General features: G+C 54.7%; 15 protein-coding genes. 7 read left to right on the forward strand and 8 right to left on the reverse strand.

The annotated features are described in order from the left end of the window. Positions 1-10 precede the first annotated feature (10 nt). Complete coding sequence (locus tag ACR0B7_RS02660; protein ID WP_170486342.1) at positions 11-814, reverse strand: DeoR/GlpR family DNA-binding transcription regulator; 804 nt, start codon at positions 812-814, stop codon at positions 11-13. A 146-nt stretch (positions 815-960) separates the two neighbouring features. Here ACR0B7_RS02660 and ACR0B7_RS02665 point away from each other — a divergent pair, with 146 nt between their 5' ends. The 4 genes from ACR0B7_RS02665 to ACR0B7_RS02680 all read left to right on the forward strand — a co-directional run bounded on the left by ACR0B7_RS02665 (position 961) and on the right by ACR0B7_RS02680 (position 7,102). Then, a complete protein-coding gene (locus ACR0B7_RS02665) occupies positions 961-3,102 on the forward strand; it encodes a bifunctional rhamnulose-1-phosphate aldolase/short-chain dehydrogenase (protein WP_170576670.1) in 2,142 nt (713 codons plus the stop codon). Between the two features lie 11 nt (positions 3,103-3,113). Then, positions 3,114-4,343 carry an L-rhamnose isomerase gene (locus ACR0B7_RS02670; protein WP_170486340.1) on the forward strand — a complete coding sequence of 410 codons (1,230 nt, stop codon included), beginning with the start codon at positions 3,114-3,116 and terminating at the stop codon, positions 4,341-4,343. Positions 4,344-4,851: 508 nt separating this feature from the next. Continuing rightward, a complete protein-coding gene (locus ACR0B7_RS02675; protein WP_170486339.1) occupies positions 4,852-5,562 on the forward strand; it encodes a M48 family metalloprotease in 711 nt (236 codons plus the stop codon). Between the two features lie 613 nt (positions 5,563-6,175). Beyond that, positions 6,176-7,102: a sulfotransferase domain-containing protein gene (locus ACR0B7_RS02680; RefSeq protein ID WP_170576671.1), complete on the forward strand. Its 927-nt coding sequence runs from the start codon at positions 6,176-6,178 to the stop codon at positions 7,100-7,102. 139 nt (positions 7,103-7,241) lie between these two features. Here the strand turns inward: ACR0B7_RS02680 and ACR0B7_RS02685 are convergent, their stop codons facing one another. After that, positions 7,242-7,601, reverse strand: coding sequence for a hypothetical protein (locus tag ACR0B7_RS02685; protein WP_170484836.1), 360 nt, complete (start codon positions 7,599-7,601; stop codon positions 7,242-7,244). A 223-nt stretch (positions 7,602-7,824) separates the two neighbouring features. On the opposite strand from ACR0B7_RS02685, the gene ACR0B7_RS02690 reads away from it, so the two are divergent. Beyond that, entirely contained in the window at positions 7,825-8,904 is a 1,080-nt protein-coding gene (locus ACR0B7_RS02690) for a DUF2652 domain-containing protein (protein WP_170484834.1), read from the forward strand. 214 nt (positions 8,905-9,118) lie between these two features. Here the strand turns inward: ACR0B7_RS02690 and ACR0B7_RS02695 are convergent, their stop codons facing one another. Continuing rightward, the gene (locus tag ACR0B7_RS02695) at positions 9,119-9,481 is read right to left on the reverse strand and encodes a nuclear transport factor 2 family protein (RefSeq protein ID WP_170576672.1); all 363 of its coding nucleotides are present in this window, start codon (positions 9,479-9,481) and stop codon (positions 9,119-9,121) included. A gap of 507 nt (positions 9,482-9,988) precedes the next feature. Here ACR0B7_RS02695 and ACR0B7_RS02700 point away from each other — a divergent pair. After that, positions 9,989-11,548: an acetolactate synthase large subunit gene (locus ACR0B7_RS02700; protein ID WP_170484831.1), complete on the forward strand. Its 1,560-nt coding sequence runs from the start codon at positions 9,989-9,991 to the stop codon at positions 11,546-11,548. 226 nt (positions 11,549-11,774) lie between these two features. Here the strand turns inward: ACR0B7_RS02700 and ACR0B7_RS02705 are convergent, their stop codons facing one another. Genes ACR0B7_RS02705 through ACR0B7_RS02725 form a run of 5 tightly spaced genes read right to left on the reverse strand, consistent with a single transcriptional unit; the run spans position 11,775 to position 15,270 of the window. Then, complete coding sequence (locus tag ACR0B7_RS02705; RefSeq protein ID WP_170417339.1) at positions 11,775-12,353, reverse strand: peroxidase-related enzyme; 579 nt, start codon at positions 12,351-12,353, stop codon at positions 11,775-11,777. Beyond that, positions 12,350-13,399, reverse strand: coding sequence for an aromatic ring-hydroxylating oxygenase subunit alpha (locus tag ACR0B7_RS02710; protein ID WP_170484830.1), 1,050 nt, complete (start codon positions 13,397-13,399; stop codon positions 12,350-12,352). Before ACR0B7_RS02710 ends, ACR0B7_RS02705 begins: the two co-directional genes overlap by 4 nt. Further along, a complete protein-coding gene (locus tag ACR0B7_RS02715; RefSeq protein ID WP_170484829.1) occupies positions 13,396-13,746 on the reverse strand; it encodes a carboxymuconolactone decarboxylase family protein in 351 nt (116 codons plus the stop codon). Before ACR0B7_RS02715 ends, ACR0B7_RS02710 begins: the two co-directional genes overlap by 4 nt. Positions 13,747-13,759: 13 nt before the next feature. Beyond that, positions 13,760-14,521, reverse strand: coding sequence for an amino acid ABC transporter permease (locus tag ACR0B7_RS02720; RefSeq protein ID WP_170484828.1), 762 nt, complete (start codon positions 14,519-14,521; stop codon positions 13,760-13,762). 8 nt (positions 14,522-14,529) lie between these two features. Continuing rightward, positions 14,530-15,270 (reverse strand): amino acid ABC transporter ATP-binding protein, encoded by a 741-nt coding sequence (locus ACR0B7_RS02725; protein WP_170484827.1) that lies wholly within the window; start codon positions 15,268-15,270, stop codon positions 14,530-14,532. Positions 15,271-15,391: 121 nt separating this feature from the next. On the opposite strand from ACR0B7_RS02725, the gene ACR0B7_RS02730 reads away from it, so the two are divergent. Next, entirely contained in the window at positions 15,392-16,162 is a 771-nt protein-coding gene (locus tag ACR0B7_RS02730) for a transporter substrate-binding domain-containing protein (protein ID WP_170484826.1), read from the forward strand. Positions 16,163-16,183: the final 21 nt, after the last annotated feature.

The following is a 16,183-nucleotide window of genomic DNA, read 5'->3' on the forward strand; positions in this document are numbered from 1 at the left end:
TCGGAGGCAGTCAAGAGGCCACCTCGTTTTCTTGAACGCTGCCCGACTGGGCGACGATCAGATTCACATCGGCAGCCTCAAGCATGGCCGCCGCCTTGTCAGGAATTCCTTCGTCGGTGATCACGGTCGTGATCCGGTCCAACTGGCAAAGCACCAGGCTGGAGCGCTGCGCGAATTTCGAACTGTCGACCAGAACGACAAGCTCATCCGCCTGTCCGATCAGTTTCTGTTCTGCCTGGATCAGAAGCGGATCGGCCTCCATCAGACCGATGGGGCCCAGCCCCTGCGCCCCCATGAACATGCGCTTTGCATAGAAGTTACGGGTCACGTCGTTGTCAAAGGGCGACAGGATTATGTTCTGCTCCCGGTAGATCGCGCCGCCTGACAACATGATCGTGTTTTTCGAATGCTTCAGCAGGTGCTCGGCAATCGGGAACGAATTGGTAAAGACCTGCATCCTGCGGTTGGCCAGCGGATGCACCATCTGAAAGGTCGTTGTGCCCCCGTTGATGATGATGCTGTCACCTTCGCTACACATCTCAACCGCCGCGCGGGCAATCGCCTGCTTTGCTGCGATATTCATGGTTTCGTTGACGACGAACGGACGGCCCGCCAGCCCGGCGAACTGCGGTGGCGTTATGGCCTCAGCACCGCCTCTGACACGGCGTACCATCTGTTTCATGTGAAGTGTTGAAATGTCGCGTCGGATGGTGGCTTCGGACACGCCGGTCAATGTGCACAGGTCCCCAACCGTCACGACGGGGCGGTCCTGCACCGCTGAAATGATGATCCTATGGCGTTCTTTTTCGTGCAAAGCCACCTCCCATTCACTCCACGCTGCGCAGATTCGTCGCAGCTGTCAATCATTTTCGATCACTTTCAATCATTCTGCACTGCAGAATGACTGTTTGTGATTGTTTTTGATTGACATAACGATGCACACTACTAAGCCTAAACGCGATGGTGCAGTTCCGACCGCTGCATCGTGAGGAGGGCAGAACGTTGAAATCCATAGAAAATCAGCTTCTTGAGAACCGCTGGGATGACGCTGTGGCAGGTGGTATGTCCGAATCGGAACTGCTTCTCTATCGCTCCAACACGCTGGGATCGGATAAGCGCGTCACAAACTATGGCGGTGGCAATACCTCTGCGAAGGTCATGGAAACCGACCCACTGTCCGGCAAAGAGGTTGAGGTGCTCTGGGTCAAGGGTTCCGGCGGTGACATCGGGTCCATGAAGCTTGACGGCTTCTCGACGCTATACATGGACAAGCTGAACGCGCTGAAGGGGCTTTATCGCGGGGTCGAGTTTGAAGATGAAATGGTCGGCTATCTGTCCTACTGCACCTTCAAACTGAACCCGCGCGCGGCCTCAATTGACACGCCCTTGCACGCCTATGTGCCGCGCAAACATGTCGATCACGTCCACGCCGACGCGATTATTGCGATCGCAGCGTCGAATAATTCGAAGGAGCTGACCCAGGAAATTTTCGGTGACCGGATCGGTTGGCTACCGTGGAAACGGCCTGGGTATGAACTGGGCCTGTGGCTTGAAAAGTTCTGCCTGGAAAATCCGGATGCTGATGGCGTTGTCCTTGAAAGTCACGGATTGTTCACATGGGCTGACACGGCGAAAGACTGCTATTACTGCACCATCGACGTGATCAACGTCGCGACCAAGTGGTTGGCCGAAAAGACCGCCGATGTTCCGGCCTTTGGCGGAGCGGTGCACGAGAGCCTCGCCCGGGAAAGTAGGCGGGCCGTTGCCGCCCGGCTGATGCCCGCGATCCGTGGCTTTGTCAGTGGCAACCAGCACATGGTCGGGCATTTCAACGACAGCGACTCGGTGCTTGAGTTCGTGAATTCTAAGGACATGGAGGCGCTGGCGGCCCTTGGTACGTCCTGCCCTGACCATTTCCTGCGCACTAAGATCCGCCCTTTGGTCGTCGGCTTCGACCCGGCCCAGAACAACATCGACGCAGTGCTTGAAGGCCTGCCTGCGCAAGTCGAGGCCTATCGTGAGGACTACACGGCCTACTACAACCGTTGCAAACACGATAACTCGCCTGCGCTTAGGGACCCCAACGCGGTTGTCTACCTGATCCCCGGGGTCGGCATGATCACCTTTGCCAAGGACAAGGGCACGGCCCGTATTTCCGGCGAATTCTACGTCAACGCGATCAATGTTATGCGCGGGGCAAGTGTCGTCAGCGAATACTGCGGTCTGCCAGAGCAGGAAGCTTTTGACATTGAATACTGGCTGTTGGAAGAAGCCAAGTTGCAGCGCATGCCGAAACCAAAATCGCTGGCTGGTCGCGTCGCGCTGGTCACCGGCGGCGCCGGTGGCATAGGGTCGGCAACGGCAGAACGTTATCTGTCCGAGGGCGCCTGTGTCATGCTGGCCGACATCAATCCCGAAAGCCTCACCGCGACGGAAAGGGTTCTGACCCAGCAGTTCGGCAAGGACGTCGTGTGCACCGTCCTGATGGACGTCACGGATGAAAATGCCGTGGCCCACGCGTTGGCTGAAACATCCGTCGAATTTGGTGGCATCGACATCCTTGTCTCAAACGCCGGGATCGCATCCTCTGCCCCGGTTGAGGAAACGTCCCTCGACCTTTGGAACAAGAACATGGTCATCTTGTCCACGGGTTATTTCCTCGTCAGCCGGGAAACTTTCAAGATCATGCGGGTGCAGGACATGGGCGGATCTATCGTTTTCGTGGCCTCGAAAAACGGGCTTGCCGCCTCGCCCAATGCCTCGGCCTATTGCACGGCGAAGGCCTCGGAAATCCACTTGGCCCGTTGCCTTGCGCTGGAAGGTGCTGAGGCCGGGATCAGGGTCAACGTTGTGAACCCGGATGCGGTGTTGCGGGGCTCCAAGATCTGGGAAGGCGATTGGCTGGATCAGCGGGCTTCGACCTACGGCACGGACAAGGAAGGGCTGGAAGAGATGTACCGCAACCGATCCATGCTGAAACGCTCAGTCCTGCCGGAAGATATCGCCGAGGCCTGTTACTTCTTCGCCGCCGAGACGTCGGCCAAATCCACGGGCAACATTCTGAACGTTGATGCGGGCAACGTTCAGGCCTTCACGCGATAAGGAGACGATCCATGAGCTATGAGAGCGCCAAAGCACAATTCGCTGACTGGGGCGTCGACACTGACGCTGCGATCAAGGCTCTGAGGGACATCCCGATTTCCGTTCACTGTTGGCAAGGCGATGACGTGGTCGGTTTCGAAAACCAGACCGGCACCTCGGGCGGGGGCATTCAGGCAACCGGAAACCATCCGGGCCGGGCCCGCAACCCCGACGAACTGCGGGCGGATCTTGAGTTTGCCTATGCAAAAATCCCCGGGTCACATCGGTTGAACCTGCATGCGATGTATATGGACACAGACGATACCCCGGACCGGGATGAGATTGAGTACCGCCATTTCGCGCCATGGGTCGACTGGGCCAAGGGCATCGGCATCGGGCTGGATTTCAACCCGACCTTCTTTGCCCATAAAAAGGCCGACGACAACCTGACGTTGGCGCACCCCGACAAGGGCATCAGGGACTTTTGGATCGAACATGGGAAACGCACGCGGGACATCGCGGCGCAGATGGGAGCCGCGCTTGGTTCACCCTGCATCAACAACATCTGGGTTCCGGATGGGTTCAAGGACCTTCCTATCGACCGTATGGCGGCACGGGCCCGGCTTGAGGCCTCGCTCGACACCATGCTGGCCGAGGCGAAATCGGATATGCTGGATGCGGTCGAATCCAAGCTTTTCGGCATCGGGGTCGAGGCCTGCACGGTGGGCAGCCATGAGTTCTACATGGGCTATGCGATCCGCAACAAGACACTGCTGTGCCTCGACATGGGACACTTCCACCCGACCGAGAATATCGCCGACAAACTGAGCGCCGTGGCCCTGTCTCTGGATGAGCTTTTGCTGCACGTGTCGCGCCCCATGCGTTGGGACAGCGACCATGTGATCATGCTGAACGATGACATCCTGGCGATGGCACATGAACTGGTCAGCGGCGACCTGTTGGGCAAGACCCATATCGGGCTTGATTTCTTCGACGCCACGATCAGTCGCACGGCCGCTTGGGTAATCGGCACGCGCAACATGCAAAAGGCGCTTCTGCAGGCGCTTCTGAAGCCCTGGGATCGCTTGCGAGCAGCGGAGGACGCGCTGGATTTCACAAGCCGGTTTGTTGTGACAGAGGAACTCAAGGACCTGCCCTACGGAGCGGTGTGGTCTGAATTTTGCGCCAGAAACGGCGCGCCTACAGGTACTGAGCTGATCACTGAGCTTGACGCTTATCAGGCCACTGTAGCGGGTCGCTAAGGCACGGGCCAATTTTGTGGAAAGTCTCCGTCTGGACAATCTATGTTGGAAAGAAGGCCAAGATTGCATTCGAAAGAAAGCGGTCGTTGCGCCGGTTACCATTGAGCGGCCGCATTGTCCGCGTAGTAGACATTCAATGAATTCTGCCGAACGTCTGCTCCGAGCCCAAACCGGAAACGTTCGTTGAACTGCACGTGCACTCGCAGCATTCCCTTTGCCGCGAAGTAGATAGATTTAAGCTACCGTGCAGCGGATATAGCGGCCGCTGAGGCTGTGTTCGACGCGGATCAGGTCGTCAATGACGGGGTTGCAGGCTGACTGGCCGTTCGGGTCTACACCATTAGCGGTGCATGCCGGTTTGGCGGCAGCTGAATCGTGACGCGGCTACGCCCAATGTCCTCTGTTATTGAATATCAATTTACACAGGTCCTAAGGTTCGGGACTGGGTGCCGCGTTTTCGACGGCTACGAAATCTACTTTGGCTCCTAAATTGTAGAAAGGTGTATCTATGAAGCAGAGTGTCTTGGTATGGGCTGCTTTGTTGCTAGCGGGATGCGTATCAACCACGCCTCCGCCATCGGCACCTATCCCAAATCCCGTTCGCGCAAGTGCCCCAGCCAGTTCAAAGCAGGCACAAGCGAGATTTCGGCAGGTTGCCTCTCGAATTGAGCCCGTTGCAGAGAGAGAATGTCGCCGCCAAACTCGGGGAGTGAATTGCGACTTTGTGATCCGCATTGATCCAAACAAAAAAGCACCTTCAAACGCGTATCAGAGTTTAAGCAAGTCGGGACGTCCCGTCATAACAATAACCCAAGCGCTGGCACGAGATGTTAACAATACCGATGAACTTGCTTTTGTTATGGCGCATGAAGCCGCTCACCACATTCAAGGTCATTTAGCGCGACGTGCTCAAAACGCGGCCGCTGGTGCGGTTATTTTGGCGGGTCTGGCGACAATAGCCGGAACTGGAGCGAATGACATTGCCGTGGCACAAGACCTTGGAGCCTTTGTTGGTGGGCGGAGCTATTCGAAGGGCTTTGAATTGGAAGCTGATCGGCTAGGCACAGTGATAGCTTACAAAGCGGGCTATGATCCACTCAAGGGTGCACTGTACTTCGCACGAGTTCCGGATCCTGGTGATCGTTTTCTAGGGACGCACCCACCCAACGCTCAAAGATATTACGCGGTGAAAAACACGATGGCCCAGATCGTTCGTTGACCAATTTGAGCTTGTGTTTGGCAATTCGTGTCTCGGTTTTGCAAAGCGGAGCGATAAAAATTTGTTAAGGGCTGACTGCGGTCCTCTGGAGCAATACTGCGGATGTCTGCAAAGTCCGCCTAGCAGTCGTTGAGTGAAACTCACTTAACATCGGCACCAAGGCCGGAGCGTTCGTTGAAAAATGGAATTTAGCAATTTTCATCTCGATAGAAAGCCCCACCAAGTTTGACCAGCAATCAGCCGGGGACCAGCAAAATCGCTTAAACTTGTATGGGGCTGAGTGCTGGTGGTGCAACACCTGTTAACGAAGTAGGCCAAACTATTTAGAAGGCAAAACAACTGCTGCGAACTAGTTGACCACCATTGCACACCCGGACCTCCAAATGAGACATGCGATGTGAGTTAGCGAATGACCGCACCGAGCACGCTCCGGTACTTTCATTTTTAAAGCTGGTTGGCACGAAAAAAGTTGTTCGTCCCCCGTCTTGTTTGGGCCATCGCGCATGGATCTGAGTGGTCCTGGTGCACGGGATTTGGAAAAGTCCGCTCTTGCGGGGTAAGTTGGTGGTTTAGTCCTCTCGACCGAAGGGAGGCCAATGAGAGGTCAATCATAATGAACGACGTCCCAGAAGACGGCGCCCCACCTTCAGGGCCACCTTGGATAGCCCCGGAAATTCAACAAAAGATCGCTTGGAGGGACGGTGATGTAGTGATTTCTGTTCCAATTAAAAGCGGGACAACCTGGACAATGAACATCGTTCATCAGTTGTTGACGGGCGGGACTGATGATTTTCGAGACGTCTACGAAGAGGTGCCTTGGATTGAGTTTTTGGCCTTCCCAGGGCAGCCCCAAGAAGCCGTGGTTGAACGGGTAACAGCCATGCCAACCAACACGCGCCGCGCTTTCAAGACGCATTCGCCGCCACCTGCGGTGCCGTTTCAGAGCGTCGGGTCGGGCACCGACGTCAAATATGTCGTAATCATGCGAAATCCGGAGGAGGCCCTCGTTTCATTCAGGCCATTCCTGAACAAGCACTCGGACGCATGGTATGAACTCTGGGGCGTGCCAAGAGAAGCCCTTTGTCGACCCGACTTTCCAACCTTCTATTCTGATGTGATTGACGCCAACGGTATGCAAGGCGCGATCTTTGGCTTTCTCGCCGCGTGGTGGCCGCTCCGGAATGAACCAAACGTTTTGTTCCTGCACTTCTCTGACATGAAGAGTGACCACCAAGGATCAATCCGAAAGATTGCCGAATTCATCGGTGAAGAGCTGACCGAAGAACAATGGGCTAATGTGCTGGAGTTTACATCCTTCCCATGGATGAAAGCGAATGAGGGAAAGTTTGAAGGGCGTACGGCCTCAGAGATCCCAATCCTTAATTCCGGAGCCATGATCCGCAAGGGCGCCGTTGGCGAGGCAAGAATGGATGGAATGACGGAGGAGATTTCCCGACACCTGCGCGAAGTTGGTGGCCAGATTTGCCCTGAGCCCGCCGCCATCAAATGGGTTTACGAGGGAGGCACTTTACCCAATTAAGTCGCACATGTGCGGCGAAGCAAATACGGAAGAACTGGCAAAACTAAGGACCAATGGGCAGGTTTCTGACAGCCTGCTTTGTCCGCAAGTTTAACGTTAGGCTCTAGTGCTGAGAGTATCCTAAGTTTTTTAGGCCCTCTTATTTGGCGAGGTCTCCGACGATGCCAACTGCGTCTACGACCGTTGACAGGTCATCAGTAACTTCCAAAATCTCATCGTTGACGCGTATGTAACGATTGCCTTTTCCCGGAGGCTTTAATTTCCAGTCTGCAAGGTCTCCAATGTCCGTGTAGTCCAAGTCGCTGGGAAGCTTGGCGCCCCGTGTATATCTCTTTATTTGTCCTGGAGGCACAGCTTTCTGGCCCTTGCCTGGTTTGCCGTCCAGCTGAACTTTCTTGTCTTTTGAGTTTCCGCCTTTCTCTTTGGCGGATGCCAAATCAACGCCTCCAAATGTCAAGCTAAGAGCAAGTAACCAAACGAATACGGAATAGATCTTCACGCGATGTCCCTTCAATTTCACAGAGCTCTTACTAACAATGCACAAGCCACAATTGCTTTGAAAGAATCAAATTATGCAGCAGTGATCGATGGTGTTCCAAACCATTGCGCTTGTCGGTCTGACTTTGAAAACGCCTGGACAGTCTGGCCATGATTGATGTGTGCGTGTATTTTTTTGAGCGAGCGCACATATCCGTGCCGAATACTCTTTGGGGAGAGAGTATATGACGACAACACACACAGGTTATCTGCTTATTGCTGATATTACCGGCTACACACAATTTCTGACATCTTCGGAAATGGATCACGCCAATCCAATCCTGCAATCTCTCCTGGGAGTTTTGCTTGAGCAAGTTGGGGACCCGCTGCACTTTTGGAAAACCGAAGGCGACGCTGTTTTAGCGTATTCGACACGGCAGGATTTTCCAGCGGGTGAGACGTTTCTGACCATTTGCGAAAATCTCTATAACGCGTTTGCGCTACGACGGCAGGAAATAATCGCGAACACAACATGCAACTGTAATGCTTGCGCAAATGTCAGCACACTAGACCTCAAAATCATCGCCCACCATGGCCAATTCGACGAAATGCAAATGGGTCCTACCAAGGACATATCCGGTGCCGATGTCATTCTGGTCCACAGATTGACCAAGACAGATGTTGCAGAACGTACGGGCATTCGCAGCTATGCCCTCTTCAGCGAAGCAGCCGCAGATGCCATGGATATCAGTGAAATAATGGAGCCATTTTCGCAGGATATTGAACACTTTGGTGAAGTCTGCATGAAGGTCTATGATCTGGCTAAATCGTGGGAGCGCCTGCGCGCCAAACGCCAACGCCATTATCTCGCCGAAGAGGATGGCGTTTGGACTTTCCGACACCATTTCAACGCGCCTATCGGCGTGGTTTGGGAATTTCTGGTAGCTCCTGAGCTCAAACAGAACTGGATGGACCGCATCAAGACGGTCACGGTTGAAAATCCGCAAGGTCGTCTTGCCCCCGGATCTAACTATCATTGCGCTCATGAGCTGGCAGACTTTTATTATCGCGTCACTGATTGGGAGCCGTTTGAGTACTTTTCGACGCGAATCCAAGATCCCGCCCGTCCGCACATTAGCCTGCCGGAAACCTATCATCTGACGGAAAACAATGGTGGCACTGATTTGCGATACACATTCGGCGAAGCAACTGATTCAGCTGGAAACCGTTCAGAAATCTCTGAACAAGAGGCGGCGGCATTTCTGGCGGAATTTTGGGCTGCGTCCTTTATGGAAATGGACAAAAAACTCGGCCAGTCCAATTAATGGCATATGGTGTAATGCCCAAACTAAGGTCGAGTTACTGGTGGATGCTAGACCTGTCTTATCCGTTACGTGGACAATGGCGTCAAAAACCTGCGGCCAAGCCCTGATAGGTAATGGTCACGTTAAAGCGCTACGTAAGCCACTTTCAATGAGCGCGACCTGCCTACGGAAAGTAGTTAGATTAACCCTTGGCCTGTTCCAGACCCTCTGTGCGTCATGCGTCAAAGTTCCAGATGTCACGCTGAACCTTCCAGCCGTCGTTGCCTTTTCGGAAGTAAAGAATGTACTTCCCAGCAAGTGCTTGCCCGCCCATTGAGCCTGTCAAAGTCCCCATCGTAACTGCAAAGTCTCCGCTGACATGAGCTGCGGTTGGATTGGCCAAAACGTTCTCAAGGCCCCCATCAATTGCCGCCTGCCAATACTCTCGGATGGCCGCGTGGCCAGACATTGTAGGAGCACCAGGTGGCATGAGAACTCCATCTTCGGCGTAAGCGGCTGTCGCCATACTCGCATCCTTTGCATTGATCCCTTCAATGATGGACGCGTCGAGGGCCTTTACACTTTCAACATCAGACATCTTTTCCCCCTAAGTTTACCCGCTGGTGTCATCAGACTATCACAAAAGCCTGTCTCGATGCTCGTCTTTGTGCGTCACGTGAGAAATACTTAAATTTGGGAAAACGAATTGTCGCGGCTTGGGCCGTTTACTCTGCGCGTAAGGCGCATGATGCATAGCAGCTTTGTCCGCTTTGCGGACGCTGACGTACTGCGCAGCGAATGACTGCTTCGAGCCCAGAGCAGACTCAGTGATTTTTAGTCTTAACTTAATATCACTCATCCCTGAGGTGTGTACCAAATTGGTGATGCGTAGGCCCATCTCACCTCAAGTACGAATACTTTCGCTCCAAGTTCTGGCTCCGCCAAAAAGGTACGGTCGTAAATCCGGTAACTGCTCCACGTCGCGAGCGGCTTCGGTACCATGCGTCATATGTGATCGTGTCGGGAGGAAAATATGTTTAGAAAGAAGGCCTTTTCGTGCGAGCATTGTCATCAAATGATCGCTTGAAATCAGGCTAGGGATAAAATGAACGGCGCTCAATCACTCGTAAAAACCCTATTAAACAATGGTGTAAATACGGTCTTCGCAAATCCCGGCACCTCGGAAATGCACTTTGTCGCTGCCTTGGATGAACACCCGGAAATGAATTGCATTCTTTGCCTGTTTGAAGGCGGCACGACAGGTGCTGCAGACGGGTATTTTCGCATGAAGCGAGACGTCGCCGGCACGCTCCTGCATCTTGCACCCGGCTTTGGCAACGCCTTTGCCAATCTGCACAATGCCCGAAAAGCGGGGTCCGGAATCGTGAATGTAGTGGGCGATCACGCAACGCATCACCTCCGTTATGAAAGTCCTTTGAAGGGAGACATCCTCGGTATCAGCCAGGCGGTCAGTCATTGGACACGTGTGTCGTCCAATGCCACCGACGTAGCCACGGACGGAGCGGCAGCGGTTCAGGCGGCCCGCGCGCGCAACGGTCAGATCGCAACGCTGGTCCTGCCTGCCGACACAGCTTGGAACAAAGCGAACGCAGCGGTAAACCGATTAGACAACCAAGAAAGCCTTCATCGACCGTCAACAAGCGATATAGAGGCCGCGGCGGCCCGGCTTGTGACGCCGAACGCCGCGCTGATGATTGGCGGATCAGCTCTGTTTGGACCCCAGCGTGAACTGGCTGGCAAGATCGCTGCCACGACGGGGTGCCGTTTGTTGGCTGATACTCTGATACCGCGCATTTCCAAAGGCGCAGGAACAGCAAGGCTAGACCAACTGGTCTATCCGATATCGCCCAAGATCGCTCAGCTTGAAGAAACCTCTTCGGTCACTCTGCTTGGCGCAGATAGGCCAGTCGCCTTTTTTGCCTATCCCGGGAAACCGAGCGTGCCCGAACCTCCGCATTGCCCCATTACGGACTTGTGCAAGCCCACAGATGATATCGAGTGGACGCTGCAAGCGCTCGCCGACACGGTCGGGGTCACAAGCAAAACGGCGACAGAAACCCATCCGCTCGACCTGCCAGACATTCCCATCGGACAGTTGACCCTCGAAAAAGTTGGTTTGGCGTTGGCCGCGCTGATCCCGGAAAACGCGATCATCTGCAATGAATCCGTGACGTCCGGGTTTCATGTCATGCCACCGACAGCTACCGCCCACCCGCATGACCTACTCGCAGGCACCGGCGGCGCGATTGGGTTGTGTTTGCCTTGTGCGACGGGTGCGGCTATCGCCTGCCCCGACCGAAAAGTCATCGCCCTAACCGGCGACGGGTCCGCCATGTATACTCTTCAATCATTATGGACCATGGCCCGCGAAAATCTGGACGTGACAATCGTTGTGTTTGCGAACCGCGGTTATCAAATCCTGCGCGATGAACTCACAAACGTCGGCGTGGCGAGCTATGGTCAGAATGCTCAGGCTATGTTTGACGTGGTGAACCCGACGTTGGACTGGGTTTCGCTGGCGAAAGGCCATGGTGTTCCGGGGACACGCGCAGATGACATGGACAGCTTCGCAAAGGCGCTCTCCGCCGGTCTCTCCAGCGAAGGGCCATCGCTGATTGAAGTTGTGTGTCCACCGCCCGCATGAGTATTCTGACACGGAACCTGAAAAGCAGATGAGACTAGGGGGGCAAATTGAGGATCAATTTTATTTGATACTGTGAAATGACTTTGCGATGGACCAAACGGCGGCCAAATTACCGCTTTGTCCGCTAAGCAGTTGTTCTTACCAACTGCAGAGAACGGCTGCTGCCAGCTCAAAAACCGGCACGGTGGAGACGCTTTTGGCAAGCCAGGTGAGCGCTTTCCCTTATCTAATCACCCTTGTAGTAACCGATCTGATCACCTTCGGTCGTGCATCCCAAGCCGTTAAGCAGACGATTTGAGTAGTTAAAGTACGCACAGACCTGATTTACTTCCAGGATTTCGCCATCTTCACAGCCGGCGATCTTGAGCGCTTCAAAGTCCGAACGCACCATTTTGCCAACGTCGGTTGTCAGCTTTGCCGCATATCGCAGGAGAGCGAGTTCCTTGCCGTCGAATTCATCCTCCGGTCGCTGTGCCTTCAGTGCGACAAAGATGCGGTCACTGCGAGCCTGATCTCTGATCAGGTTGCGGACGTTCATGAAATGATGAGTCAACGAATAGGTGCAATCGTTCAGGATCGATGTGTAACTGGCGATCACCTCAAGAAACCAGAAAGGCAATTCGTTTTCGTCCGAATGCAGTACCGAACGGTACAGCGTGACATGGCCATTCATCGTCTCTGGCCGCAGAGAATGAACCCGCATGACCGTATCCACAGTGCCGTGTGGGGTTCTTGCGTGCTCTAGAAGCTCTTTCAGCCGGGGGCTTGCGTCTTCGTCGGAAATCATCTTGATCCAAGCGGTCATGTTTGTTCTCCCGAAATGGCTTTGGCGACTTTGTTGCGGAACCGCATGGCGCCTGCGTCAAGGGCCAGGTTCAGATAGCCGTTTTTGCGGTTTGCCATGCCTTTCTGGACGTGTTCCAGCACCTCTTGATCTTCCTTGAAAGCCATCTTGGCTCCCTCGAACATGCGTTCTGACAGTGCGCCATCGCTGGCGTGCATGTTACGGTGCTGGAACCAGAAATAGCGGGAGGTTGTCGCATCGATCGGCGTTATGAAATTGTAGGATATGTTGATGAAAGCGTGTGAAGACAGCGGCCTGTCAGATCCACCTTCTGAAGCTGGCGTGTACACCGACATGTTGATTGCCGTCGACGGCAGTCGGCATTCGTAATGCTGCTTACGATCACATGTCGGACCAAAGGGCAGCATGTCCCTGTAGTAGGGAGGCGGGGCCTCATCCAGCACCCAGCGAGAGACGACCACTCCGTTTTCCAGTTCTTCCACGTCCAAAGGGCGGTTGTCTGTACCGGCGCCCGCGAAAGACGTCAGATGCACCCAAGCAACGTGGCTGGGGTCCAGCAGGTTATCGATGATATAAAGGTAATGGCACTGCATCGACATACCGCCTTTGGGAGTCTTTCCCCAATCGGGATTGTCGAAATTCGGAATGTCGATGATGTCCCTAACATCTGCGCGCTCCGGTGCTCCCATCCAAAGCCACAAAAAGCCCCACCGGTCTGCTGCCGGGTAGGAACGCACGGCGGCGCGCCGAGGCGGGTTATCAAGCTGTGTTGGGGCGATCACGCATTCGCCGGTGCAATCGAAGGTCAGCCCATGGTAGCCGCAGACAACAGTGTCTCCCTCCAGCGTGCCCCGCGACAAAGGCAATTTGCGGTGCGGGCAGGCGTCTTCCAGTGCTGCGGGTTTACCGGCGGTATCGCGGAAAATGACGATGTCCTCGTCCAGCATGCGCAGTGGCGTCAAGCTGCGGTCAAAGTCTTCGGACAGACCGGCCACATACCAACAATCACGGATGTACCCGGTCGATCCTGGCAGGTCGGGTCTCATGCGTCTTTGGCCTCAGCGGCGTAAAGGTCGTAAGCCTTCAGCGCCTTGGCGCTAAAGGCATAGGACGGACCGCCGCCCATGTAAGTGGCCATGGCAAGCGCTTCGCAAAATTCCTCTCGTGTTGCATTTAGACGCACGAGCGACCGCACATGGAACCCGATGCAACTGTCACAGCGGGTTGCAATTGCGATACCCAAGGCAATAAATTCTTTGGTCTTTTCCGACAAGGCGCCATCTGCCTTTGCGGCTTGACCCATTATGCCGAACCCTTTGACGGTTTGCGGGATTTCGCGGTTCAGCTTGCCGATGTTGGCCTCGGTTTCGGACATGAAGTCGTGCCAGTCCATGATGATCCTTCCTTCAGAGACGTTCGTCTGCACCCATGCGGCGCTCAAGCCAGCGCACGCCTGCGCTGATCAGCAATACCAGCACAAGATATTCGACAATCAGCAACGAGTATATTTCAAGTGGGCGATATTCGGTTACCACCAGTTCATTGGCGCGTCGCGTCAGTTCCTGCATGCCGATGACCGAGGCAAAGGCACTCATCTTTACGATATAAATGAACTGGTTCGCCAAGGGCGGTAGAATGCGCCTTAGGGCTTGGGGCAGGATGACGTACCTCATTGTCTGAAAGTAGTTCAGACCGATGGTCTGCGCTGCCTCGCTTTGCCCACGCGCGATGGACTGGATGCCTGAGCGGTAGATTTCGGCTGTAAAAGCGCTATCGGAAATCGCCAGCGTGATGATGGCGCCCCAGAAGGGGTCGATGGGGATATTCAGTCCGATGGATTTGAACACGATGGGCAGCCCGTAAAACACCCAGAAGAGCATCGGCAGCAGCGGGATCGAACGGATGAATTCAACGTAGATTCGATTGAGCAGGCGCAGCCATCGGTTGCTGGATTGACTTGGCAGCGCAACGATCAAACCCAGCACGATGGAGATTGCAGCAGCGATCACGGAAATAAGGATCGTTGCACCCATGCCAGAGACCAAAAACTTAATATTGGTCCAGCCACCGGGTGTGCGCGGATCAATGACGTACCAGCCCCAGTTGCCGGAATCCGAACATCCCGCCAGCAAAAGTAAAAGCGACAGTGGAAGGATCAGTCTCTTCATGCCTACCCCTAGTGCTGCAATATCTGGCCGAGGAATTTCTGACAGCGTGCGGTCTGCGGATTACCAAAGAATTCACCAGGGCTGCCGTGCTCTACAATCTCACCCTGGTCCATGAAAACCATCTGATCCGCGACCTTTCGAGCAAATCCCATTTCGTGGGTGACCACGATCATTGTCATTCCTTCCAGCGCCAGTTCGACCATCACGTCCAGCACTTCCGCGATCATTTCGGGATCAAGCGCCGAGGTGGGCTCGTCGAACAGCAGCACCTTGGGCTCCATGCAAAGGGATCGCGCAATGGCCACCCGCTGTTGTTGACCACCCGACAACTGTTTGGGCAGTTTGTCCGCCTGATCAGGTATCCGCACCCGGGTCAGGTAGTGCCGGGCGCGGTCCTCTGCCTCTGCCCGACTGAGGCCGCGTGCCTTCATTGGCCCAAGGGTCAGGTTGTCGAGCACGCTGAGGTGGGGGAACAGGTTGAATTGCTGGAATACCATGCCAACGTCGCCTTGGATCGACGCAACGGACTTCGGATCGTTGGTCAGTTCCTTGCCGTATAGGTGAATTGTCCCGCGTTGATGCTCTTCCAGCTTGTTGATGCAGCGGACCACGGTGGACTTGCCCGAACCGGATGGTCCGCAAATCACCACTTTTTCGCCGGAACCCACTGTAAGGCTGATATCTTTGAGAACATGGAAGTCACCGTACCATTTGTTCACTGCAACCAGCTGAATGGCTGGATCGTCCATCAATGTTCCCCCTTTGGGCCGTGCTGGCGTGCAAGATCTCAGCCTATTTGATTTCTTTAACTTATCAAGCAAGTATGGCCTATCAATCCAAAAACCACACACCACCAGCGGGAGAGGTATCATGAAAAGACTATTCAAGACGGCAGCGATTGCCGCGATTGGCCTGACTTTGGCCGGAGCTGCGAACGCGCAATCGGCGTTGAACGAAATTCTGAACTCGGGTGTTTTGAAGGTCGGCACCACCGGCGACTGGAATCCGATGACCGTTAAGGACCCGGCCACGAATTCCTACAAGGGTTTCGACATCGACATCATGAATGAACTTGCCGCTGACCTCGGCGTCGAGGTCGAATTCGTCGCGACCGACTGGAAGACCCTCGTCAATGGCGTGGTCGCGGGCCAGTACCACATCACGGGCTCCGCCTCGATCTCACCCCCGCGCATGAAGGCAGCCGGGTTCTCGGAAAGCTATATCTCGGTCGAGATTTTTCCGTTCACCACCAAAGAAAAGGCGGGAAACTTCTCGGGATACGAATCCATCAACAAGCCAGAGGTCAAGGTCGCGACCACACTCGGCACAACCTTTGAAAAGCTAGTACGCGAATGGTTCCCCGATGCGGACATCAAGGTCGTCGAAGCTCCGGCGCGTGGTTACCAGGAAGTGCTGGCTGGACGGGCTGATGTTTTCATCACATCGAATATCGAAGGCTCTACATTGGAAGAAAAGTTTGACGTCGTGCGCGTGCCTGACACCGGCCCCCGGGCGCCTTCACCCATTGCGATGCTATTGCCCCAGGATGACCAGGTCTGGATCAACTACGTGAACAACTGGGTCAAACTGAAGAAGGCCAAGGGCTTCTTCGACGACAACAAGGCCAAGTGGGGCCTTTGACCTGACAACACTGTGCGGCGG

The organism is Ruegeria sp. BB6, from assembly GCF_056539385.1.